This is a genomic window from Amycolatopsis sp. NPDC089917, assembly GCF_040684635.1.
Taxonomy (GTDB): Bacteria; Actinomycetota; Actinomycetes; order Mycobacteriales; family Pseudonocardiaceae; genus Amycolatopsis.
On sequence record NZ_JBFBGL010000064.1, the window covers coordinates 23642 to 45820 of the forward strand.

General features: G+C 70.7%; 22 protein-coding genes. 12 read left to right on the forward strand and 10 right to left on the reverse strand.

Translation table 11 applies throughout. The features are described 5' to 3' along the window. Positions 1–3 precede the first annotated feature (3 nt). On the reverse strand, positions 4–1194 hold the full coding sequence (locus tag AB0N89_RS33360) for a PP2C family protein-serine/threonine phosphatase (protein ID WP_364213053.1): 1191 nt from the start codon (positions 1192–1194) through the stop codon (positions 4–6). An 86-nt stretch (positions 1195–1280) separates the two neighbouring features. Between AB0N89_RS33360 and AB0N89_RS33365 the strand changes: the two genes are divergently transcribed. The 7 genes from AB0N89_RS33365 to AB0N89_RS33395 all read left to right on the forward strand — a co-directional run bounded on the left by AB0N89_RS33365 (position 1281) and on the right by AB0N89_RS33395 (position 6430). After that, positions 1281–1739, forward strand: coding sequence for a MarR family transcriptional regulator (locus AB0N89_RS33365; protein WP_364213056.1), 459 nt, complete (start codon positions 1281–1283; stop codon positions 1737–1739). Between the two features lie 77 nt (positions 1740–1816). Then, positions 1817–2686 carry an STAS domain-containing protein gene (locus tag AB0N89_RS33370; protein ID WP_364213059.1) on the forward strand — a complete coding sequence of 290 codons (870 nt, stop codon included), beginning with the start codon at positions 1817–1819 and terminating at the stop codon, positions 2684–2686. Beyond that, positions 2683–3081, forward strand: a complete 399-nt coding sequence (locus AB0N89_RS33375) for an STAS domain-containing protein (RefSeq protein WP_364213062.1) — start codon at positions 2683–2685, stop codon at positions 3079–3081. The genes AB0N89_RS33370 and AB0N89_RS33375 overlap by 4 nt, the downstream gene beginning before the upstream one ends. Then, a complete protein-coding gene (locus tag AB0N89_RS33380) occupies positions 3071–3496 on the forward strand; it encodes an ATP-binding protein (protein WP_364213065.1) in 426 nt (141 codons plus the stop codon). The genes AB0N89_RS33375 and AB0N89_RS33380 overlap by 11 nt, the downstream gene beginning before the upstream one ends. Beyond that, entirely contained in the window at positions 3493–4491 is a 999-nt protein-coding gene (locus tag AB0N89_RS33385) for an ATP-binding protein (RefSeq protein ID WP_364213068.1), read from the forward strand. The genes AB0N89_RS33380 and AB0N89_RS33385 overlap by 4 nt, the downstream gene beginning before the upstream one ends. Further along, a complete protein-coding gene (locus AB0N89_RS33390) occupies positions 4488–5672 on the forward strand; it encodes a PP2C family protein-serine/threonine phosphatase (protein WP_364213071.1) in 1185 nt (394 codons plus the stop codon). The genes AB0N89_RS33385 and AB0N89_RS33390 overlap by 4 nt, the downstream gene beginning before the upstream one ends. Then, positions 5672–6430, forward strand: a complete 759-nt coding sequence (locus AB0N89_RS33395; RefSeq protein ID WP_364213073.1) for a sigma-70 family RNA polymerase sigma factor — start codon at positions 5672–5674, stop codon at positions 6428–6430. Before AB0N89_RS33390 ends, AB0N89_RS33395 begins: the two co-directional genes overlap by 1 nt. A 6-nt stretch (positions 6431–6436) precedes the next feature. On the opposite strand, the gene AB0N89_RS33400 is transcribed toward AB0N89_RS33395, so the two are convergent. Continuing rightward, positions 6437–8176 (reverse strand): ABC transporter ATP-binding protein, encoded by a 1740-nt coding sequence (locus AB0N89_RS33400; RefSeq protein WP_364213076.1) that lies wholly within the window; start codon positions 8174–8176, stop codon positions 6437–6439. 75 nt (positions 8177–8251) lie between these two features. Between AB0N89_RS33400 and AB0N89_RS33405 the strand changes: the two genes are divergently transcribed. Next, positions 8252–8821, forward strand: coding sequence for a TetR/AcrR family transcriptional regulator (locus AB0N89_RS33405; RefSeq protein WP_364213079.1), 570 nt, complete (start codon positions 8252–8254; stop codon positions 8819–8821). A gap of 390 nt (positions 8822–9211) precedes the next feature. Continuing rightward, entirely contained in the window at positions 9212–10099 is an 888-nt protein-coding gene (locus tag AB0N89_RS33410; RefSeq protein WP_364213112.1) for a type II CAAX endopeptidase family protein, read from the forward strand. A 138-nt stretch (positions 10100–10237) separates the two neighbouring features. Here the strand turns inward: AB0N89_RS33410 and AB0N89_RS33415 are convergent, their stop codons facing one another. Beyond that, the gene (locus tag AB0N89_RS33415; RefSeq protein WP_364213082.1) at positions 10238–11287 is read right to left on the reverse strand and encodes an NAD(P)-dependent alcohol dehydrogenase; all 1050 of its coding nucleotides are present in this window, start codon (positions 11285–11287) and stop codon (positions 10238–10240) included. A gap of 89 nt (positions 11288–11376) precedes the next feature. Between AB0N89_RS33415 and AB0N89_RS33420 the strand changes: the two genes are divergently transcribed. Then, positions 11377–11979, forward strand: a complete 603-nt coding sequence (locus AB0N89_RS33420; protein ID WP_364213085.1) for a TetR/AcrR family transcriptional regulator — start codon at positions 11377–11379, stop codon at positions 11977–11979. 7 nt (positions 11980–11986) lie between these two features. On the opposite strand, the gene AB0N89_RS33425 is transcribed toward AB0N89_RS33420, so the two are convergent. The 7 genes from AB0N89_RS33425 to AB0N89_RS33455 form a co-directional block, all read right to left on the reverse strand. After that, positions 11987–12598 (reverse strand): hypothetical protein, encoded by a 612-nt coding sequence (locus AB0N89_RS33425; protein ID WP_364213088.1) that lies wholly within the window; start codon positions 12596–12598, stop codon positions 11987–11989. A 103-nt stretch (positions 12599–12701) separates the two neighbouring features. Then, a complete protein-coding gene (locus AB0N89_RS33430) occupies positions 12702–13160 on the reverse strand; it encodes an ATP-binding protein (protein WP_364213091.1) in 459 nt (152 codons plus the stop codon). 130 nt (positions 13161–13290) lie between these two features. After that, the gene (locus tag AB0N89_RS33435) at positions 13291–15537 is read right to left on the reverse strand and encodes a heavy metal translocating P-type ATPase (protein ID WP_364213094.1); all 2247 of its coding nucleotides are present in this window, start codon (positions 15535–15537) and stop codon (positions 13291–13293) included. Continuing rightward, a complete protein-coding gene (locus tag AB0N89_RS33440) occupies positions 15534–16445 on the reverse strand; it encodes a hypothetical protein (protein ID WP_364213097.1) in 912 nt (303 codons plus the stop codon). Before AB0N89_RS33440 ends, AB0N89_RS33435 begins: the two co-directional genes overlap by 4 nt. 45 nt (positions 16446–16490) lie before the next feature. Beyond that, entirely contained in the window at positions 16491–16697 is a 207-nt protein-coding gene (locus AB0N89_RS33445) for a heavy-metal-associated domain-containing protein (RefSeq protein ID WP_364213100.1), read from the reverse strand. Between the two features lie 68 nt (positions 16698–16765). Continuing rightward, positions 16766–18142, reverse strand: a complete 1377-nt coding sequence (locus AB0N89_RS33450) for an ATP-binding protein (protein ID WP_364213103.1) — start codon at positions 18140–18142, stop codon at positions 16766–16768. Then, positions 18139–18810 carry a response regulator transcription factor gene (locus AB0N89_RS33455; protein WP_039916328.1) on the reverse strand — a complete coding sequence of 224 codons (672 nt, stop codon included), beginning with the start codon at positions 18808–18810 and terminating at the stop codon, positions 18139–18141. Before AB0N89_RS33455 ends, AB0N89_RS33450 begins: the two co-directional genes overlap by 4 nt. A gap of 101 nt (positions 18811–18911) precedes the next feature. Between AB0N89_RS33455 and AB0N89_RS33460 the strand changes: the two genes are divergently transcribed. Together AB0N89_RS33460 and AB0N89_RS33465 are read left to right on the forward strand one after the other, a co-directional pair. Further along, positions 18912–19640: an ABC transporter ATP-binding protein gene (locus tag AB0N89_RS33460; RefSeq protein WP_364213114.1), complete on the forward strand. Its 729-nt coding sequence runs from the start codon at positions 18912–18914 to the stop codon at positions 19638–19640. After that, complete coding sequence (locus tag AB0N89_RS33465; RefSeq protein ID WP_364213106.1) at positions 19640–22066, forward strand: FtsX-like permease family protein; 2427 nt, start codon at positions 19640–19642, stop codon at positions 22064–22066. Before AB0N89_RS33460 ends, AB0N89_RS33465 begins: the two co-directional genes overlap by 1 nt. Positions 22067–22179 lie beyond the last annotated feature (113 nt).

Below are 22179 nucleotides of genomic sequence, written 5' to 3' on the forward strand. Positions count from 1 at the left end.
CCCTCAGGAGCCGGCCGTCATCGCGAGATCGGCGCCGGGGTTCGGCCCGAACCAGTCGAGGCAGACGACCATGGCGTCGTCGGCGGCCGGACCGCCGCCGCGGTGCTCGCCCAGTTCGGCGAGAACAGCCCTCGGCACGTGCGCCGCCGGCAGGTCGGCGGTCGCGACGACGGCCTCGACGAGTTCACGGTCACCGTAGAGCTCGCCGTGCGGGCCCGCCACGCCGTAGACGCCGTCGCTCACGAACACGTAGCGGTCGCCGGGCACCGCTTGCAGGCGCTCGACGGTGTACGACGTGTCTTCGAAAGTGCCGAGCGGCAGTTGCTCGTCGAAGGCGATCCGTTCGGTCTTGCCGTCGCGGAACCGCCACAGGCGGGGCGATCCGGCGTCGACGGCGTCGATCGCGCCGGTGGCGAGGTCGAATTCCAGCAGCAGGGTCGCGACGTGCTCCTGACCCCGGTACTGGGCGTACAAGGCCTGGTCGGCGAGCTCGGCCTGGGCGTCGAGCGGGATCCCGGCGCGCCGGGCGTTGCGGAGCGCGTTGACGGCGAGGTTGGTCAGCAGCGCCGCGCCCGCCCCGTCCCCCATGCCGTTGACCAGCGTGACCGACAGTTTGCGTGCCGAGGCCGACCAGTCGAAGCAGTCGCCGTAGATGGCGTACGCGGGTTCGAGCTGCCCGCCGAGGGCGAACTCGGGGCGGGCGCACGCGCGGCCGGGCAGCAGCTGCCACTGCATCTCGGCCGCGAGGGTGAGCCGGGACGACCGGCGCGCCTGCACGTAGAGGTCGGTGTCGCGGTCGGCGACGAAGACCTCGTGCGCGAGCGCCTCGGCGAACCGGCCGAGTTCCGCCCACACGGGCGGTTCCTGGTCTTCGGGGAGCGTGACGACGAGGACGCCGAACCGGTCTCCGCGCACGGAGACCGGGAGGTGGGCGCGGACGCCTTCCTCGGCGGTCTCGAAGGTCGCGCACTGCGTGGTGAAGGCTTCGCCCGCCATCGTGTCCGCCACCGGCACCGGGTCGGTGGTGTACGGCAGCACGGTCACCCGCCGCAGTTCGGCGAGGCCGTAGTCGGCCATCAGCAGGTCGACGGCCACGGCGTCGAAGTGTTCCCGCAACGCCGAGCGCAATCCGTCGAGCAGCTGATGCGGCTGGACGCCTCTCAGGATCCGCTCGACAGCCAGGGATCTGTCCACTTTCGCCTCCCGCACCGGGCCGGGCGGGCCGGCCGATGGGCGTACCGCGACCAGCTGAGCTGACAGTTCAGCATAAGGATGCGAGAGTGGGTGTCGTGAATCGGTCCTCTGAGCCCCTCGGCACCGAAACGGTGGCGGCAGTGGTGACCGAGACGGCCGAGTTGCTCGAGATCATGTTCGAACGCGCCCGTGAGGCGTCACCGCGTCCGCTGTCGACGTCCCAGGTCCGGGCGGTCGTGGCGCTCGACCACCACGACGGCTTGAACCTGCGCGCGCTCGCCGAGCTGCTCGGCTCGACCCCGCCGCTGGTGAGCCGCCTCTGCGATCGGCTGGAGGCAGTCGGCTTCGTCGACAGGCTGCCCGGTACGCACAGCCGCCGTGAACTCACCCTGCGGCTCAGCGACCGGGGCCGCGCCTACCTGCGTGACCTGCGGGCACGCCGCCGCGAAAGCCTGGAGTCGGTGCTGGGGAAGCTCAGCCCCGAGGCCAAGGCCGCGCTCGCCACGGGGCTCCGCGAGTTCCGCGAGGCCGCCGCGGAGTTCTGACGCCCGCACGGTGTCCGTGTCACCACTGGAGTAGGGTCACTGTTGTCATATGACAACAATGATCTCTGGAGGTGCGGGTGCAGGCGACCGACGACTCCGCCGTCCGGGACCTGCTTTCGCGGATCTTCGACGCCGGCCAGGACGACCTGGTCGACGACTGGGTCCGATGGCAGCTGACCGACTCGCCCGCCTGGACCGGTGAGCAGGAGCTGCGCCGCGAGGCCAAGGAACTGCTCGACGCGCTGCGCGGGGCCCTCGACACCGAGCTGCGCCTGGAACGGATCGTCGACCGCGACGAGGCAGTCCGTGCCGCACTGCGGGGCCTGTCCGAACGGCGGGCCCGCGCCGGTGCCGCGCCGACGTCCACCGCCATGGCGATCCTCGGTCTCAAGCGCACCACCCTCGCCGCCCTCGAACACCACACCGGCGACCCCGAGGTCCGCTACCGGGCTTCCTTGCAGGTCAACGGGTTCCTCGACGCCGCCAGCCTGCTGACGTTCTCGGTGTACGTCGAAGGCCGGGAGGAGATCATCCGGCGGCAGCACCAGCAGATGCTGGAACTGTCCACCCCGGTGGTGCGGCTGTGGCGCCAGGTGCTGGCCGTCCCCCTGATCGGCACCCTCGACAGCTCCCGCACCCAGGTGGTGATGAACAGCCTCCTGGAGGCGATCCAGACCTACGAGGCCAGGGTGGCGATCATCGACATCACCGGCGTGTCCACAGTGGACACGGCGGTGGCGCAGCACCTCCTGCAGACGGTCAGCGCGGTCCGGCTCATGGGGGCGGAATGCCTCATCAGCGGTGTCCGGCCGTCGATCGCGCAGACCGTCACCCAGCTCGGCATCGACCTGTCGCACATCGAGACGCGCGGATCGCTCGCCGACGCGCTGGCCACGGCGATGCGGCTGATCGGCGACCGCACCCGGCCCGGCGTGGTGACCGGGTGAACCCGCGCGCGGGTCTGCCGATCCTGCGGCTCGGGGACATCCTGATCAGCGGGCTGCTCAGCGACCTCGACGACACCACCGCGCTCCAGTTCACCGACGAGCTCACCGCCCGGATCTCCGACGAGGAGATCCGCGGGGTCATCCTCGACATCTCCCGGCTGGAGATCATCGACTCGTTCGTCGCGCGGGTGCTGATGGAACTGGCCGCCACCGGCCGTCTCCTGGGTGCCCGGATGATCGTCGCCGGGATGCGCCCGGCCGTCGCGATCACGCTGTCCGAACTGGGGCTGGGGCTCACCGGCGTCCAGACCGCGCTCAACGCGGAACAGGCGATGGAACTCCTGGGATGGCGACGTCCCGCCGAGGCCGCCGAAGAGGCGCCTCGTGCTTCCTGACGAGCTCACCGCCCCCGAAGCGCGCGAACACGCCGTGCGCGCCGAAGAGGATCTGCTCACCGCCCGGCACGCGGTCCGGGCCGATGCCGTCGCGGCCGGTTTCTCGATCGTCGACCAGACGAAGATCGTGACCGCCGCCAGCGAACTCGTCCGCAACGCCTACATCCACGGTGGTGGCGGCACGATGACCATCGCCCCGGTGCGGGACCTCCGGGGGCGGGTGGGGATCGCCCTGTCCGTCCGTGACGAAGGCCCCGGCATCGAGGACGTCGAACTGGCCATGACCGACGGGTTCAGCACCGGCGCCGGGCTCGGGCACGGCCTCGGCGGCACCCGGCGGCTGGTCGACGAGTTCACCATCGACACCACGCCCGGCGAGGGCACCACGGTCACGGTCGTCCGCTGGAAGCCATGACCGTCGTCGACGCGGCCCTCACCCGGCTGATCCACATCGACCACATCAGCGCGGTCTACGCCGCGACACGGGCCGCGCGCGAGGTCGCGGCCGAAGCGGGGCTTCCCGAAGTCCTCGCCGAACGCACCGCCGTCATCGCCTCGGAACTGGCGACCAATCTCGACAAGCACGCCGGCGACGGCGCCGTCTTCGTCCAGCGCTCGCTGGCCGGGCCGGGCGTGGAGGTCCACGCCGTGGACACCGGCCCGGGGATGGACGATCTGGCCCACTGGCGCGTCGACGGGAACACGACCACGGAGACGCTCGGCACCGGTCTCGGGGCCGTCGGCAGGCTCGCGACCGAGTTCCGCATCCGGTCCGCGGCGGGCGTCGGCACCGTCGCGGCCGCCAGGGTCCTCCCGCCCGGGCACCAGGGCACCGATGTCGCGCACGTCCGGCTTCCCCGCGAAGGCGAGGAAAGGTGCGGCGACGCGGTGGCCGTCTCGGCGATGCCCGGCGTCCGCACGGCCGTCGTCGTCGACGGGCTCGGCCACGGTCCCGCGGCGAGCGACGCCGCGGAAGCCGCGATCGCCGTGTTCCGCCGCGATCCGGACCGGGCGCTGCCGGAGCACCTGAACGCCATGCACCGGGCGTTGCGGCAGACCCGCGGCGCGGCGGTCGCGCTCGTCCGGCTTTCCGAACGCGGGCTCGAATTCTGCGGTGTCGGCAACGTCAGCGGTCTCGTGCTGACGCCCGGGCGGACACAGCCGTTGCTGAGCGTCCCCGGCGTCGTCGGCCTGACCCTGCCGCCCGTCCGGGTGCGGACGTTTCCCTTGACCGGGCACGAACTTCTCGTCCTGCACACCGACGGTATCGGCACCGCCTGGCGTGGTCCGGCCGCGCTCGGGCCGCTGCCCGCGACGGCGCTGTTCGCCGCGGACCTCGCCCACCGGCACCGCGACATTCGCGACGACGCCGCGTTGATCGCTTTCGGTCCGGGAAAGGGACTTCCGTGACCGACGCCGTCCGGTTGCGCCGCCACGTGCGCGAGGCTTGCGCGGCCGCCGGGGTCCCGGCCGACCAACGCGCGCGGCTGGTCCTCGCGGTGACCCTGCTCGCCGAGAACGGTCCCTCGCCGGAGCTTTCGACCGCCACGGCCGACGGCAAGCTGTCCGTCACGCTGAAGTCACCCCTCCCGGTCGGACAAGATCGGCGCAACACCCTCCCCCTGCTTCCCGCCGCCGGTGACGGCACGAGCCTGACCTGGCACCTCGACGCGGGTGACGGACCGGTCCCCGTCGCGGCCGACGACGAGACGGCCACCAGGGACGAGATGCTGGCGCTGGTCGCCCGCGCCGACGCGGTCGCCAAGGAGCAACGCGAGCTCAAACACGAACTGGCCGAGACGAACAGCGGCGTACTCGCGATGTACGTCGAACTGGAGGAACAGGACGAACAGCTCCGGAAAGCGCACGCGGTGATCTTCCGCGAACTGGAAGACGCGCTGCGCCCGCCGCCACCGCCTGCCGGGCCGTTCGAACTGGCCGTGCACTACGCGCCGAGCCAGCGGGATTCCCCGACCGGCGGCGATCTCTACGACTGGTTCGTGCTGCCCGACGGCTGCGTCCACCTCACCCTCGTCGACGCCGTCGGACATGGCGTCACCTCGACCCGGCACGCGCTGACCGTCACCCACGCGATCCGCACCCTGGCGCTGGAAGGCCATCCGTTCCGCGACCTGATCGGCCGGACCGCCCGCACGCTCGCGACGATCGAACCCGAACTGATGGCGACCGTGCTGCTGGCCCGGCTGGATCCGGCGACCGGCGACGTCACCTTCGCCAACGGCAGCCATCCCCGTCCGGTGCTGGTCACCGCGGCCGGTGCCACCGAACTTCTCGTCCCGGCGGTTTCGGGCCGGGGCGTCGGTTTCCCGGACCCCGGCAGCAAAAGCCTCGTCCACCGCACCCTCGCCGACGGCGACCTGCTCGTCGTCTACACCGACGGTCTCGTCGAGAGCCGCAAAGACTTCCAGGAAGGAGAAGAACGACTGCTCGCGGCCGCGCGGCGCAACGCCGGACGGCCCACCGCGGACATCCCGGACGCCCTCGCCACCGAGATGCTCGACATCGTGCTGCACGCCGACGACATCGTGGTCATCGCGATCCGGCACCGTCCGGGATACGGTGGCGCTTGATGAGGGACGACGCCGAGCGGGACGCAGCGGACGCCACGCTGCTCGACGCCTTCCGCGCCGGTGACATCACCGCCGGCGAAGCGCTCTTCCGGCGGCACGCCGAACCGCTCCGCCGGATCGCGGCGGGCTGGGTCGCCGAGCCCGCCGAACGGGACGACCTCGTGGCCGAGGCCTTCGTCCGCGTCCTGAGCGTCATCCGCGACGGCGGCGGCCCCCGGGAGAACCTCCGCCCCTATCTCGCGGTCACCATGCGCAACCTGGTGGCGAAATGGAGTCATCACCACAAACGGGTCGAGCTGTACGGCACGACCCCGGCGACCGAAGAGGCCGCCGGAGCCCTGGACGCGGAGGAACTCCTCATCCTCCGAGCGAACGCCCGGCTGGCGTGGACCGCCTACTGCGCGCTCCCCGGCCGCTGGCGGACCGTGTTGTGGCGGACCGAAGCCGAAGGCGACTCGCCGAAGGTGGTGGCCCCGCTGCTCGGGGTGTCCCCCAACGGCGCGTCCGTCCTGGCGCTGCGCGCCCGCGAAGGACTGCGCCAGGCCTTCTTGCAAGCACAGGTCCCCGAGACGGGAACGCCGTGCTGCCAGGAAGCCCGGCGCCGGATGGGCGCCTGGCTGCGCGGCGGGGTGCCGGGCCGCCGGGCTGACCTCATCGCCGGGCATCTGGCCGGCTGCGAACCTTGCCGGACCATCGCGACCCGGCTCGACGAGATCAACCGCGAGATGCCGCCGGGAGTCCGCGCGGTCTCAGCCTGACCGGGATCAGCCGGGCACCGGGGCACTCTCCCCCGCGATCCTCAGCGCTTCCACCAACTCGCGGTACAGCGTGTCGGTGGCGAGCAGGTGCTCGTGACCGCCGCTCGCCCGCACGCGGCCGTCCTCCATCACCACGATGGTGTCCGCGTCGATCACCGTGGACAGCCGGTGCGCCACGGTGACCACGGCGCCCTCGCGGGCCAGCCGCCGGATGCAGTCGTGGATCGCGCTCTCGGTCCGGCCGTCGACCTGCGCGGTCGCCTCGTCGAGCAGCACGACATCCGGGGTGCGCAGGATCGCCCTGGCCAAGGCGATCCGCTGGCGTTCCCCGCCGGACACCGACGTCGACGAGAGCGGAGTGTCCAGACCGTCGTCGAGTGCGGCGATCTTGTCGCTCAGCCGGACTTCGGCGAGTGCCCGCCGCACCTCTTCCTCGGTCGCGTCCGGATGGGTGAAGAGCAGGTTCTCCCGGATCGTGCCCGGCACGATCGGCGTCTCCTGCTCGACGTAGGCCAGCCGTTTCCGTACCTCCGCGTACGGCAGGTCCGCGTATTCGCGGCCGTCCAGCAGCAGTGAACCCGACCGCGGCGGCACGAACCGCATGATCAGCGACAGCATCGTGGTCTTGCCCGCGCCGGACGGCCCGACGATCGCGGTGTGCCCGCGTCTCGGGATCGTCAGCGAGACGTCCCGCAGCGCCGGATCGCCGCCGTAGCCCGCGGTCACCTCGCGCAGTTCCAGCACCGGGCCGTCCTGCGCACCCGCCGGCTCCGGCCGCGCGGACGCCTTGTCCTCTTCCACTTCCAGCGCGTCCATGTCCCGGATCCGGCCCGCCGCGGCGATCCCCGCCTGCAACGCGGTCATGTTCTGGCTCAGTTCGGTGATCGGCTCCATCAGCGCGAACGCGTACAACAGGAACGCGATGAGGCTCGACACTTCGAGCAGCCCCGCGCCGACGCGCCACGCTCCGAGGCCGAGGATCACCAGGATCGCGCCCTGGATCCCCGACCAGGCCACCACCCAGGCGATGGCCTGCCGCCGCACCGCGCGGACGCCGTGCACGGTGGCGGCCTCCGCGTCGACCAGGATCCGCTCGGACTGCCGGATTTCGGCGCGGCTGGCCTTCACCGTCCGGATCGCCCGCAGCGCGCCTTCCAGCACACCGCCGAGACGGCCGACCCGGTCCTGTGCCTTCTCCTGTTCCTTCGCGATGGCGGGCATGAGCCACGCGAACAACGCGATCACCACGAGCACCGCCGCCACCGTCGTCGCCAGCAGCACCGGGTCGAGCACGCTCATCAGCACCAAGGTGCCCGCGAGCATGACGACGCCGTTGATCAGGCCGATCACGCTGGACGACGCCGCCTCGCGCAGCAGCACCGTGTCCGAGGTGACGCGGGTGACCAGTTCCCCCGTGGGCCGCTGGGTGATCGCCGGGATGGTCGCGCGGAAGAACCGCCGCACCATCGATTCCCGCGCCTTCAGCACCACCCGCTCGCCGACCGTGCCGAGCAGGATCCACTGCGTCAGCCAGATCACCGAACCCACCAGCATCAGGCCGAGCAGCGCCAGCACCGGTCCGGCGAGCGACGCCGACGAACCGAGCGAGTCGAGCACCCATTTGGTGACCATGGGCGTGGCGAGACCGGTCGCGGAGCCGAGCAGGGCGAGTACCAGGCCGATCGCGAGTGCCCCCTTGTGCGGTCGCGCGAACGACCACAGCACCTTCCATCGTGGAGTGTTCATGGTTCTCAATGGAACACGCGTGTTCTAAAATCGTCAAACGAGTTCTATATCGGAGGGCGGGGTACGGTACCGGCCATGAGCGAAGGTGTGGTCACCGAGACGGGTGTCCGGGCGAGGACCCGGCGCGCGATCCTGGACGCGGCCATCGAGACGTTGACGAAGCAACCTGGCGCCACGCTGGCCGACATCGCGGCGGCGGCGAACGTCGGGCGCACCACGGTGCACCGGTACTTCGCGGAACGCTCGGACCTCATCGACGGCATCAGCCACGACGCGCTCGACAAGATCTCCCGGGCCACCGAACGCGCCCGGCTCGACGACGGCCCGGTCCCGGCCGCGCTGGCGAGGCTGTGCCAGGAGTACTTCGAACACGCCGACGTCTTCCAGCTGCTGTTCACCATGCCGGATCTGATGACCCGCCCCGAATGGGAAGAGGAGAGCGACGACGACCGCGCCCTGCTGCGGGTCATCGAACGCGGGCACACCGAAGGCTCGATCGATCCGGCGATGACGAAGGAATGGTTGCTGCAGCTGCTGTGGAGCCTGCTCTACACGGCGTGGGGCCTGGTGCGCGAAAAGACGCCGAAGCACGAAGCGCTCACGTTGTGCTTGCGCAGCCTGGAAAAGGTCATCGCGGTGAGCTGAGGAGATTCAGTCACCGTAGGCACCGCCGCGCGACGCCGTGGCACCATCGGGACAGGTGAAGAGGATCCGGTACTCCCCCGCGCCCCGGCCATAGGCGTAGCGGTCACCATTCGAGCAGTCAACGAAGACGTGGAAGTCCGTTCCCGACCAGGAAAGCGCGTAACCCGGCGCTCCAGCGACGGTCCCCGCGGGGGTATTTCGGCTTCGATCCCGGAAGACCGGGCCGTGGTACCGCTGTAACCCCGGCCGGCGACCAGGTCCAGCCACGTGTAGCTCGCCTCGGCCTCGGCGACCCGGAGCAAGAGCCGAAAGGGCTGCACGGAAGGGAAGACCCGGGTCCTCCGAAGTGATGATGCGGACTCGCACCGCTTCGATGATCCTTTATCGGTGATGGAAAAGACCGGCGTCCGCACGGGTGCCGCCTGGGGAATCCTGTTCGGCGGGCTCGCGGTCTTCGTGGCCGCTCCCGCACTGCTGCTGGCGACCGGGCACGACACGATCAAGCCGTCCGCGGATTCGGCCAAGGAGCTTTCCCTGGCGGGCGCGCTGATTCCGGCGCTGGCCGGGATCCTGCTGATCCACGGGATCCCGCTCCACGCGCCGAGGCTGCTCCCGGCCGTGTCCGATCGGCGCGCGCTGAGCAGGCAGGCGACGGCCTTGGCGCTGATCGCCTTCCTGTGGCCGTCGGCGTTGTTCCTGGTGTCCTTGGCGGGACGACACGCTCTGGTCCGCGACGTCTGGGCGCTCGCGAAACCGCTCGTGTTCCTCGCACTGCCCTTGATCCTCCTGCGAACCCTTCGACCGCAAGGGGAACCGGATCCGTTCCGGCTCACGTGGCGGCCCCGGCAGACCTGGCAATGGCTCGCGCCGATCCCGGCGGTGCTCGTGTTCGGCTGGCTCTATGTCCTCGGCCCGCTCGCGCCGCCACTCCCCAGCGCGGAGGACTACCCCGACCCGGTATCGCTCGCGGTGGGCGCGACCTTGACGTTCTTCACCGCGAACGTCCTCGAAGAGGTCTTCTTCCGAGGCATGCTGCAGACCCGGCTGGAGGCGCTTTTCGGGCGCTGGCCGGGAATCCTGCTGGCGTCGTCGCTGTTCGCGTGGCTGCACCTGCCGACGCACGGCCAGGGAACGCTTCCGCTCACGCTGGGCGCGATCACCGCGTTCCAAGGGTTCTTCGGCCTGTTCACCGGTTACCTGTGGTCGCGCTACCGCAACCTGTGGGCGCCGATCGCCGCGCATACCGCGATGAACACCTTGCCTTTGCTGCTGATGTGAGGCTGTCGCCCGCGGGAACGGCGTTGCGAAAGCCACTTTCGAGACGTCTGGTGTCCCGAAAGTGGCTTTCGCGACGTCGCCTCGGCACACGGGTGAGCGGCCGGGCGCACATCGCCCCGCCGCGCCCAGCCGACGGGATCAGGCGCCGATGGTCGCCGCGTCGATGACGAACCGGTAGCGGACGTCGCTGTTCTCGACCCGGTCGTAGGCCACGTTCACCTGGTCGGCCGAGATCGTCTCGATCTCCGCGCCGATCCCGTGCTCGGCGCAGAAGTCGAGCATCTCCTGGGTCTCGGCGATGCCGCCGATCATCGAACCGGCGAGCACCTTGTTCCCGCCGAGCAGCGAGAAAGCGTTGTAGGACAGCGGTTCGCCGGGCGCGCCGACGTTCACCATCGCGCCGCCGACGCGCAGCATGCCGAGGTAGGAGTCGACAGGCAGCGTCGCCGAAACGGTGTTGAGGATCAGGTCGAAGCGGCCGCGCAACGTCTGGAACGTCGAAGCGTCACCGGTCGCGTAGTAGTCCTTCGCGCCCAGCTTCAGGCCGTCTTCCTGCTTCTTCAGGCTCTGGCTGAGCACGGTGACCTCGGCGCCCATGGCGACCGCGATCTTGACGGCCATGTGGCCGAGCCCGCCGAGGCCGACGACGGCGACCTTCTTGCCCGGCCCGGCGCCCCAGCGGTTCAGCGGGGAGTAGGTGGTGATGCCCGCGCACAGCAGCGGCGCGGCGATGTCGAGGCCGATCCCCTCCGGGATCCGGCAGACGAAACCGTCCTTCACGACGATCTGACGGCTGTAGCCGCCATAGGTGTTCTCGCCGTCGAAACCGACTCCGTTGTACGTCTGGATGTTGCCCTTCACGCAGAACTGCTCGGTGCCCGCGAGGCAGTACTCGCACTCACCACAGGAATCGACCATGCAGCCGACCCCGACCCGGTCCCCGACCTGGTACTTCGTCACGTCGGAGCCGACCGCGGCGACGACGCCGGCGATCTCGTGACCGGGCACCATCGGGAAGATCGCGCTGCCCCAGTCCTCCTTCACCTGGTGGATGTCGCTGTGGCAGATCCCCGCGTACGCGATGTCGATCAGCACGTCGTCCGGACGCAGGTCGCGACGCTCGATGGTCGTCGGCGACAGTGCGGCGCCCGGGGACGGCGCGGCGATGGCGTGCGTGGTCGTCGTCATGAAACCCTCCGTGAAAACAGTGAGACCATGTAAGAGGTCACTTACACCTAGCGTAAGAGGCCTCTTACATATTCCGCGACCGGGACGGTGTGATCCACGACATGGGCGGCAAGTACCACCACGGCGACCTTCGCGCGGAACTCGTGCGGGTCTCCCTCGACCTGATCGCCGAACAGGGGCTGGGCGCGTTCTCCGTCGCCGAGGTCGCCAGGCGCGCGAAGGTCAGCCCCGGCGCGCCCTACCGGCACTTCCCGGACAAGGAGAGCCTGCTGGCCGCGATCGCGGCCACCGTCGCCTGCCAGCTGGCCGACAAGGTGCGCGACGCGATCGAGGCCGAGAGCGAGCCTGTCGCGGCACTCGCGGCCGCCGCCGGCGCGTACACGGAGTACCTGATCGAGCGCCGGGCGGGGATGAACATCATCTACTCCGACGGACTGCAGGGCCCGGAGCACGCCGCGCTGCACGAACAGACCCGCCGGCTGACCGACCAGTTCGTGATGCTCTGCCTCACCGTCGCCGACCGGCCGCAGGACGGGCTCGAACTGATGGAGCAGTTGTTCACGCAGGCGCACGGTTACGGCACGTTCTACCTCGACGGGGTCTTCACGAAACAAGGTTATTCCACCGAAGCGGTCGTCCGGAAGTCGGTCGAGGCAGCCCGCGCCGCCATCGAGGGCCGTACGAAAAGGTGAGGTGGCCTCACGGCGCGACGACGGTGAAGTCGATCTCGCCGGGAATCGGCGTCCCCTTGCACCTCAAGGTGGCCGTATAGGTCCCGGGTGTGGTGACGACGGTGGTCGTACCGCTGAACCGGCCGAAGTTCCCACCCCGGGTCCACTGCAGGGGTGCGGCGAACCCCGGCGAGGTCGCGGGTCCCTCAGGGCCTCCGGGGCAGCCGGAGATGAGATCGGAGCCGCCGGAGATCTCCCCGCCGGGCGCCACTTCGCGCGGGCCGAGTCCCCACGACGGCGGCGCGTAGTCGAGAACGGTGAACTGGGTGGTCAAGGTTTCGCCATCGCACGTGGCCGTCGCCGTGTAGGTGCCCGGCACCCCGGAGGCCTGTCCGTTGCCCCACAGGTTCTCCCGGTCGCCGCCGACCGCGACCAGATCGACGGGCCCGGTGAACCCGGGCGAGGTCACGGCGGAATAGCTGTCACAGCCTCCGCCGATACCCGTGCCGAAGGTCTCGTTGGGCCGCACCTCGAGCGGGTAGACACGCAACGACGGTTCGGTCTCCGCCGAAGCCGCCGGTGCGACGGCCAGCCCCAGCGCCGCCACCGCCATGACGACCGTGCTCTTCTTCCCCCACATTTTCGGTCACTCCCCGTTCGCTTCACTGTCTGATCACGGACCACTTTGACAGCACGAAGCGAGGATCTCTGCGTCATCTGACACAGAGATCCTCGGACGGGGTTCAGTTCCTTCGGCGGTCGTTCGGGGCGCGCGCCGCAACCGGGCAATGGCCGTCACAGCGGATGTGCGCCCAGACGATCTTCCCGCCGCGCACCCGCTCGCGCCGGACGCCCCACTGCACCGCGACGCCGTCGACGACGAGCAACCCGCGTCCGCGCGGGTCCTCGATCTGCGAACACCGCGCCCGGGGTTGCTCGATACTGACGTCCGCGACCTCGATGCGGACCGCGCAGGGCGCCACGCCGCGCCACAGCTGGATGTGGCGCGCGCCACCACCGTGCACATAAGCGTTGGCGACCAGTTCCGTGGCCGCCAGCAGGACGTCGTCACGATGGCCCTCGCCGAGATCCGGCAGGCATCTGACCACCCAGGCGCGCATGTCCGGCAACGCCCGTGGCGTCGTGGCTCGCAGGTCAAGCACCCAGGTTCCCGGCACCGGATGCTCCGCGATACTGATCATGGAGCCACCCTTCCCGTTTACACGACCTCCCTGCTGAAGTCGCACATTCGGGTTACCCAGAAGGCCCGCCGGTCAACCCGTGTCGAATCCGACACGGGGACCGGCAGGCCTTCCGAGCACTCCTACCTCGTCAAACGGTGCTGCTCCGGAACCCGCGCAGGCGCAGGCTGTTGAACACCACGAAGACCGAACTGAAGGCCATCGCGGCACCGGCGATCATCGGATTGAGCAGGCCCGCCGCCGCCAGCGGGAGCGCGCCGACGTTGTAGGCGAACGCCCAGAACAGGTTGCCCTTGATGGTGCGCAGGGTCCGCCGGGAGAGCCGGATCGCGTCCACCGCCGCCCGCAGGTCGCCGCGGACCAGGGTCAGGTCCCCTGCCTCGATGGCGACGTCGGTGCCGGTGCCCATCGCCAGGCCGAGGTCGGCCTGGGCCAGCGCGGCCGCGTCGTTGACGCCGTCCCCGACCATCGCGACGACCTTGCCCTCGCCCTGGAGCCGCTGGACGACGTCGACCTTGTCCTTCGGCAGCACCTCGGCGATCACGGTGTCGATCCCGACCTCGGCGGCCACCGCGCGGGCGACGGCCTCGTTGTCGCCGGTGAGCAGCACCGGGGTGAGCCCCAGCCCGCGCAACCGGGAGATCGCCTCCGCGGACGACGGTTTCACGGTGTCCGAGACGACCAGGACCGCCCTCGCCTCGCCATCCCAGCCGACCACGACCGCGGTGCGGCCGAGTTCCTCCTCGGCTGCCTTGGCCTCCGCCAACTCGGGCGTCAGACGGTGACTCCACTGTTCCAGCAAGGCGTTCCGGCCGACCAGCACCGCCGAGCCGTCGACAATCCCTTGCACGCCAAGGCCTTCGAGACTGGTGAACTCCTCGACGGCCGGGAGCTCCCCGGTGCGTTCCCGTGCCGCGCGGGCGATGGCCTGCGCGATCGGGTGCTCCGACGCGTTCTCCAGCGCGCCCGCCAGCAGCAGCGTCGTCTCCTCGTCGACACCGTCGGCGACGTGGACCGCCACCAGCGACATCTGCCCCGTGGTCACGGTTCCGGTCTTGTCGAGGACGACCGTGTCGACGGCGCGGGTCGATTCCAGCACTTCCGGGCCCTTGATCAGGATCCCGAGCTGCGCGCCGCGGCCGGTGCCCACGAGCAGCGCGGTCGGGGTGGCCAGCCCCAGGGCGCACGGGCAGGCGATGATCAGCACGGCGACCGCCGCGGTGAACGCGGCCGCGACCGAACCGCCGGTGCCGAGCCAGAACATCAGCGTGCCGGCCGCGAGCGCGATCACGATCGGCACGAAAACCGCCGACACCCGGTCCGCAAGCCGTTGCACCTGGGCTTTTCCGGTCTGCGCCGCCTCGACGAGTTTCGCCATCTGCGCCAGCTGCGTGTCGGCGCCGACCCTGGTCGCGCGGACGACGAGCCTGCCGCCCGCGTTGACCGTCGCGCCCGCCACCGTGTCGCCGGGGACGACCTCCACCGGGACGCTCTCACCGGTCAGCATGCTCGCGTCGACCGCCGACGCGCCTTCGGTGATCACGCCGTCGGTCGCGATCTTCTCCCCCGGCCGCACCACGAATTCCTCGCCTGCCGAGAGTTCGCCGATCGGCACGCGCACTTCCTTGCCGTCGCGGAGCACCGCGACGTCCTTAGCGCCGAGTTCGAGCAGGGCGCGCAGTGCCGCGCCCGCCCGACGCTTGGACCGCGCCTCGAAGTAGCGTCCGGCGAGGATGAACGTCGTGACCCCGGCGGCGACTTCGAGGTAGATGTTGCCGTCGCCCGCCATCCGCTGGACGGTGAGTTCGAAGGGGTGCGTCATCCCCGGCGTCCCGGCGGTGCCGAACAGCAAGGCGTACAACGACCACAGGAACGCGGCGAGCGTGCCCATCGAGATCAGCGTGTCCATGGTGGCCGCGCCGTGCCGCAGATTCGCCCACGCCGCCTTGTGGAACGGCCACGCCGCCCACACCAGCACCGGCGCGGCGAGCGTCAGCGAGATCCACTGCCAGTAGGTGAACTGGAGCGCGGGCACCATCGCGAGCAGGATCACCGGCACCGACAGCACGGCGGAACCGATCAGCCGCTGCCGCAACGGAGCGGTCGGATCCGGCTCTTCCGGCGCGGCTTCTTCTTTTTCCACCGCGGGCAAGGCGGCCGAGTAGCCGGCCGCCTCGACCTGTTCGATCAGCTGACGCGGCTCGACGTCGGCCGGGTAGCTGACCTTCGCCTTCTCCGTGGCGTAGTTGACCGTCGCGGTGACACCGTCGAGCTTGTTCAGCTTCCGCTCGATGCGCATGGCGCACGACGCGCAGGTCATCCCGGTGATCGCGAGTTCGACCTCGGCGTCGGCCACCCGCGCGGTTTCCGTGCTCATCGGTGGCTCCCTTCCCCTGTCGCGACGGTGAATTCGGCGGTGCGGACCTTGCCCTCGTGCCGGAAGTCCAGGAACAGCCGGTAAGTGCCCGCCGTCGGGACCTCGGCGAAGAACGTGACCGCGGGACCGGCCGCGGTCCGGCCGTCACCGGGTTCGCCGTCCGGGTGGACGTGCAGGTAAGCGAGGTCGCCTCCGCGCAGCGCGACCAGGTGTCCGTAGGCCCCCAGGTACGGCTGGAGGTCGGTGACCTCGCGGCCGTTCTTGGTGACGGTGAGCGTCACCTCCGACGACGCGCCCGGCGCGAGTTCTCCGTCGAGTTCGACCCGGTAGCCGTCGACCTCCGCGACGTGCGAGGGCCGGTATTCGGCGGGCCGGAAGTCGCCGGCGGCGAAGAGGTCGGCCCCCAGGGTCGTCGCCTCGCCGCCGCTGGGCTTGAAGTCGGCGAAGACGCGGTAGACACCCGCGTCGCCGACGGTCAGCGGAACGGTCCAGGTGCCGTCCGCGCCGAGTTCGGGGTGGATGTGCTGGAAGCCCGCGGTGTCGCGGCGGACGACGATGAGGTGCATCCGCTTTTCGTGTTCGACGTCGTAGGCGGTCACCGGCGCGCCGTCGGCGCCGAGGATCCGGAAGGTGAACGGGGCCGTCGTGCCGGGAGTGAGCGCCGTGGTGGTGGGCGTGAGGGTGTAGCCGCCCCTGGTCGACGCGAGCCCGGCGGGTTCGTGGTCCTGCTTGCCGTGCGCCGCTTCCGCGACGGTGCCGCCGTGGGTGTCCGAGTGCCCGGCGTCCTCGCCACCGGGCACGCCGGCGGCGCCGGGATGCGGACCGACAGCGGTGCCGGTCGCCCAGCCGCCACCGGCGACCAGGGCGAGGACCACACCGTAGGCGGAGAGCTTCGCTGCTGTGTTCATCGTGCAAGTCCTTAGTGCGGGTGCCACCCGCGGTCGTGGAGCCGCTCAGGCGGTCAGCTGGTATCCGGCTTCTTCGACGGCGGCGCGGATGTCCGCGGCCGCGGGTTCCCGGGAACCGGTGACGGTCACCGCGCCGGTGGGCAGATCGACCCGGACGTCGGTGACGCCGTCGATCTTGGAGATCTCTTCGGTGACCGAAGTCGCGCAGTGGCCGCAGGTCATCCCGGTGACGGTGTAAGTCGTTTCGCTCATGGACTCAACGTACATACCCCAGGGGGGTACTGCAAGGGCCTGAAGTTACCCCGCCGGGGTATCGTGGGTCACATACCCCTGAGGGGTAGCCGTGCGATCAGTCGCGCACCCTGTTCGCCGTCCGCCACCCGGAGCGATCCGCCGTGCCGGACGGCGATGTCGCGGGCGAGCGTGAGGCCGAGGCCGGTACCGCCCGCGTCCCGCGCGCGGGCGTCGTCGAGCCGGGCGAAGCGGTCGAAAACACGCTCGCGGTCGGCGGCGGGGATACCGGGACCGTCGTCGATCACTTCGAGGACCGCCTCTCCCACCTCGAGCCGGAGCCGCACGGTGACCGACGAGCGCGCGTGCCGCACAGCGTTGTCGAGCAGGTTCCGCAGGAGACGTTCCAGCTGCACGGGTTCGCCGGACACCGGCGCCGGACCATCCACATCGGACACGACGGCGGGCCCGGGTTCAAGCGCGCGTTCGGCGACCTGCTCCCCCACCACGTCGGCGAGGTCGACGACGCCTTCGGGCGCGGGGATCTCGGCCGGGTCGACGGCCAGCTGGAGGAGGTCCGTCGTGATGCGTTGCAGCCGCTGGATGTCGAGCAGCGACCGCCGGGCGACGGCGGGCCAATCGGCGCGATCGGCGTGGGTGAGCGCGACCTCCAGCCCGGTGCGGAGGTTCGCGAGCGGGCTGCGCAGTTCGTGACTGGCGTCGGCGACGAACCGTTCCTGCTGGTCATAGGCCTGCTGAAGCCTGTCGAGGGTCGCGTTCGTGGTGGTGGCCAGCCGGGCGACCTCGTCACGGGACGGCGGCACCGGGACCCGGCGGTCGAGCCTGCTCCCGCTGACCTCGGCCAGTTCACGGCGGATCGCCTCCACCGGCCGCAGCGCCCGGCCGGCGGCTAGCCACGCGGCCAGCGCGGTGATCAGCACCGCGAGCGGGACGAAGAAGCGCAACGTGTCGTCGAAGGTGCCCAGCGTCCTGAGCGTGTCCCACGGCAGGACGAACAGGTAGACGGTGAGCCGCTGCCCGCCGCTGTCGATCACCTTGCCCACCACGGTGTACTCGCGATATTCGCGCCATTGCGGATGGTCGCCGGGCTTCAGCGTGGCCTTGGTGGTGACCGTCCAGTCCGCGGGTGCTCCGGCGGGCGCGGGCGGCAACGGCGTCCACGCGGGATCCCAGCGGCGAAGGTTCTCACTGCTCGCGACCGGCCGTCCGGAGTCGTCGACCACCTCGAACAGGGCGTCACCGGTGGGCGGCGCCGGTCGCCCGGTCAGGTAGCCGTCGGCCAGCCGGTCCAGCTGGATCCGCGTCGTGTTCACCGCGGTGCCCGACAACTGCCTGCTCAACAGCTCGCGAGTGCCCAGCCAGCCGAGGGTGAACACGACCGCGCAGAGCAGCGCCGCCGAGAGCGCGGTGCTCCGCCGCACCGACGAAGGCCACCAGCCGGTCATTCGGTCACCAGCCGGTAGCCGGCGCCGCGCACGGTCGCGATGGTGTGCCGCCCGAACGGCGCGTCCAGTTTGCGCCGCAGCGCGCTCACGTAGACCTCGACGATGTTCGGGTCACCCCGATAGGCCAGATCCCAGACCTGGTCGAGGATGTCCCGCTTGGTCACCAGTTGACCGCCGTGCCGCAGCAGGCATTCGAGGACCGCGAACTCCTTGGTGGTCAACGACACCGGCGTTCCCGCGCGACGGCACGTCCGCTTCGCCGGGTCGAGCACGAGGTCGCCGAACTCCAGCACACCCGCCGACCCCGCCGCGCCCCGGCGGGTCAGCGCCCGCAGCCGGGCGGTGAGCACGACGTACGAGAACGGCTTGCTCAGGTAGTCGTCGGCGCCGGTGTCGAGCGCTTCGGCTTCGTCGTACTCGCCGTTCTTCGCCGTGAGCATGAGGATCGGCGTGGTCACCCCGCGCTCCCGCAGCGCCGCGCAGACGCGGTAGCCGTTCAGTTTCGGGAGCATGATGTCCAGCACGATCACCTGATACGGGTACAGCTGCGCGAGTTCGAGGCCTTCGAGACCGTCGTGGGCGAGGTCGACCGCGTAGCCGTCGGCCTCGAGTCCCCATTGGAGGGTCTCGGCCAACCGCATTTCGTCTTCCACCACGAGCACGCGCATACCCTGATCCTCCCAGATCACCGCGAGCCTTCCTGAAGCGTTCTTCAGGTTGTTTCAGGAACCGTTCAGGTGGTTCCCGCCATGCTCGGGGAATGCACACAATGGACGGTCCCGCCGCCGGCGCGACCGATGTCTCGAAGGTCTACGGCAAGGGTGACACGGCGGTCCGGGCACTCGACCGCGTCTCGCTGGACTTCCCGCGTGGCCGGTTCACCGCGATCATGGGCCCGTCGGGTTCGGGCAAGTCGACCCTCATGCACTGCCTCGCCGGACTCGACACCGTCGACAGTGGACGAGTCCACATCGGACGGACCGAGCTCACCGGCCTGTCCGACGCCGAGCTGACCAGGATCCGCCGCGACCGGGTCGGCTTCGTCTTCCAGTCGTTCAACCTCCTGCCGACCATGAACGCCGAGGAGAACATCCTGCTCGGGCTCCGGCTTGCCGGCCGCCGGCCGGATCCGGCGTGGTTCGAGACCGTCGTCGGCACTCTGGGGCTTCGGCAGCGCCTGAAGCACAAACCGGGTGAGCTCTCCGGCGGCCAGCAGCAGCGGGTGGCGTGCGCCCGCGCGCTCGTCGGCAGGCCCGACGTCGTGTTCGCCGACGAGCCCACCGGAAGTCTCGATTCGCGGTCCGGCGCCGAGGTGCTCGACTTCCTGCGCGCCTCGGTCCGCGAACTCGGCCAGACGGTGGTGATGGTGACCCACGACCCGGTCGCGGCCTCGTACACCGACCACGGGGTGCTGCTCGCCGACGGCCGGATCGCCGCGCGGATCCCCCGGCCGACCGCCGACGCCGTGCTCGGCGCGCTCACCGGTCTGGGGGCGTGATGCTGCGAACCGTGCTCGCCGGGCTCAAGGCCAGGCCGCTGCGGCTGCTGTTGTCGGCCGTCGCCGTCACCCTCGGCGTGACCTTCGTGGCCGGTTCGTTCGTGCTCACGGACGCCGTCGGCGCGGGGTTGCGGGAAGCGGTCGCCTATCAGACGCGCGGCGTGGACGCCTCGATCAGGGCCAAGCGGGGTGCCGACCTCGACGACACGACGCTGGCGGCGGTCCGGCAGGTGCCGGGAGTGGCCGCCGCGGAGGGCAGGGCCGTCATCAGCGCGCCGGTGCTCGGCCCGGACGGCCGTCCGCGGGACGCCGCCGCGACCGCGTCGAGCACCGACGAGAAACTTCGGCCGTACGACCTCGTCGACGGCCGTTTCCCCGCCTCCGCAGGGGAAATCGCCATGGAGAAGAACAGTGCCGAGGGTTTCGCGCCGGGCTCCCCCGTGACCGTGCTGGACGAGACCGGTGGCCGCCGCACGCTGACCCTGGTCGGCACGTTCAGCCGCCCCGGCGACGCGGGGCTGGGTAGGGCGACACTGGTGGTACCGCAGGAAACACTGCGGCAGCTGTCTCCCAAGGCGGCGTTCGGCGAGATCGTCGTGCGTGCCTCGTCCGACGCGGGCAAGGCACAGCTCGTCGCGGATCTGAAGAAGACGCCGGGCGTCTCGGTGTCCACGGGCAGGGAAGCTGCCGCCCGATTGCTCAGCGAGACCGCGCCGAACACGGCCGGGCCGGCGAAGTTCTTCACCGCCTTCGCCGTCCTCGCCATGGCGGTGGCCGCGATGGTGATCACCAACTCCTTCACCATCCTCGTGGCCCAGCGATCGCGTGAACTGGCGTTGCTGCGCTGTGTCGGCGCCGGGAAACGGCAGATCTTCGGCAGCGTGCTCGTCGAGGCGGCGGTCGTGGGCGCGATCGCGTCCGTGGCCGGGTTGTTCGGCGGGCTGGGTGTCGCCGCCGCGCTGCAGGCCGTCGCGGGCCAGGAGACCGTGTATCTCCCGTTGACGACACGCACCATCGTCGCCGCCGTCGCGATCGGGGTCCTGGTGACCGCGCTCGCGGCGTCGATCCCGGCGTGGTCCGCGACCAGGGTCGCGCCGATCGAAGCGCTCCGGACGCCCACCGAAGCCAAACGCACCGGACGGCTCCGCGCCGTCGTCGCGATTGTCCTGCTCGCGGCGGGCGTCGGCTCCGGCGTGCTGGCCCTTCGGTCCACAGTGGAGGAGGGTGCCGCCCTCGCCATGGTGGCGATGGTCGCGCTGCTCGGCGCGACGCTGGCCGCCGGACCGCTGGTGGCGGGACCGGCGGTCCGGGCGCTCGGCTCGCTCGTGCCGGGGCAGCCCGCCGACCTGGCCGCGCTCAACGCCGACCGCAACCCCAAACGCACCGCCGCCAGCGCCGCCGCGCTGACCATCGGTCTCGCGGTCGTCGCGCTCGCGACCACCGTGGCGTCAGGTGTCGAAGCGGGCCGGAGCCAAGGCCTGGACGAGCAACTGGCGGCCGACTTCACCGTCACCTCGGCGATGTCGAGCAGGCCGCTGCCCGCCACGCTCGCGGACACCCTCGCCGCGGTGCCCGGCGTGACCGCCACCGGGACCCGCCACGCGTTCTCGGGTGATCTCGGCGAGTACGGCACGTATCAGCTGACCGCCGTCAGCGGAGACCTCCTGCGCCCGACCGTGCTCGCCGGAAGTCTCGGCAGGCTCGGCCCCGGCCAGATCGCCATCAGCAAGGACCTCGCCGAACAGACCGGGCTCGCCGTCGGCGGCACCGTGCGTTCCCTGCGCGTGGTGGCGATCTACGACAGCGTGGACGCTCCGGGCGTCGATCTGGGATTCGCGGCGGTCGCTCTCGCGGAGCAGGGGAAGCTCGCCATGTACGGGGAAGACTACGACGGGAGCGTGCTCGTCAAGGTCACCGACCCCGAGCAGGCGCGGCCGTCGCTGGAGCAGGCGCTGTCCGGCACGCCGATCGCGAAACTGAGCAGTGTCCGGGAACTCAAGGAAGAGGCGGCCGCACCGCTGCGGGAAACGCTGAACCTCATGTGGGCGCTGACCGCGCTGGCGGTGCTGATCGCCTTCGCCGGGATCGCGAACACGCTTTCGCTGTCGGTCCTGGAGCGGACGCGGGAGTCCGCGCTGCTGCGCGCTCTCGGTCTCACGCGTGGCGGGCTCGGTGCCGCGCTGACCACGGAGTCGGTGTTCGTCGCGGTTCTCGGCGCGGCCTGCGGGCTGTTCGTGGGGATCGCGTCCGCGTGGCTGATCACGGAGGTGGCGTCGGGCGGCGGTGAGCCGATCTTGTTCGTGCCGCCTTGGGGGCGGTTGGGAGTCCTGGTGGCGGCTGCCCTGCTCGCGGCTCCACTGGCCGCTTTGGTCCCCGCCCGGCGATCTGGACGCGTTCCCATCACCACCGGTCTTTCAGCCGACTGAGCGCGCCGGTCCAGGTGGTCGGGGGGGGGGGGGTGGGGTGTGTTAAGCACAAACCCCCCCCACACCACCGCCCCCCGCCCCCCACAAACACCACCCCCCACACCCCCCCCCCC

Bases quoted from the DNA above. Each gene is read 5' to 3' on its own strand.
- AB0N89_RS33385 (WP_364213068.1), top strand. From the start codon at position 3,493: ATGACCGTCGTCGACGCGGCCCTCACCCGGCTGATCCACATCGACCAC.
- AB0N89_RS33395 (WP_364213073.1), top strand. From the start codon at position 5,672: ATGAGGGACGACGCCGAGCGGGACGCAGCGGACGCCACGCTGCTCGAC.
- AB0N89_RS33400 (WP_364213076.1), bottom strand. From the start codon at position 8,176: ATGAACACTCCACGATGGAAGGTGCTGTGGTCGTTCGCGCGACCGCAC.
- AB0N89_RS33405 (WP_364213079.1), top strand. From the start codon at position 8,252: ATGAGCGAAGGTGTGGTCACCGAGACGGGTGTCCGGGCGAGGACCCGG.
- AB0N89_RS33410 (WP_364213112.1), top strand. From the start codon at position 9,212: ATGGAAAAGACCGGCGTCCGCACGGGTGCCGCCTGGGGAATCCTGTTC.
- AB0N89_RS33415 (WP_364213082.1), bottom strand. From the start codon at position 11,287: ATGACGACGACCACGCACGCCATCGCCGCGCCGTCCCCGGGCGCCGCA.
- AB0N89_RS33425 (WP_364213088.1), bottom strand. From the start codon at position 12,598: ATGTGGGGGAAGAAGAGCACGGTCGTCATGGCGGTGGCGGCGCTGGGG.
- AB0N89_RS33430 (WP_364213091.1), bottom strand. From the start codon at position 13,160: ATGATCAGTATCGCGGAGCATCCGGTGCCGGGAACCTGGGTGCTTGAC.
- AB0N89_RS33435 (WP_364213094.1), bottom strand. From the start codon at position 15,537: ATGAGCACGGAAACCGCGCGGGTGGCCGACGCCGAGGTCGAACTCGCG.
- AB0N89_RS33440 (WP_364213097.1), bottom strand. From the start codon at position 16,445: ATGAACACAGCAGCGAAGCTCTCCGCCTACGGTGTGGTCCTCGCCCTG.
- AB0N89_RS33445 (WP_364213100.1), bottom strand. From the start codon at position 16,697: ATGAGCGAAACGACTTACACCGTCACCGGGATGACCTGCGGCCACTGC.
- AB0N89_RS33450 (WP_364213103.1), bottom strand. From the start codon at position 18,142: ATGACCGGCTGGTGGCCTTCGTCGGTGCGGCGGAGCACCGCGCTCTCG.
- AB0N89_RS33455 (WP_039916328.1), bottom strand. From the start codon at position 18,810: ATGCGCGTGCTCGTGGTGGAAGACGAAATGCGGTTGGCCGAGACCCTC.
- AB0N89_RS33460 (WP_364213114.1), top strand. From the start codon at position 18,912: ATGGACGGTCCCGCCGCCGGCGCGACCGATGTCTCGAAGGTCTACGGC.
- AB0N89_RS33465 (WP_364213106.1), top strand. From the start codon at position 19,640: ATGCTGCGAACCGTGCTCGCCGGGCTCAAGGCCAGGCCGCTGCGGCTG.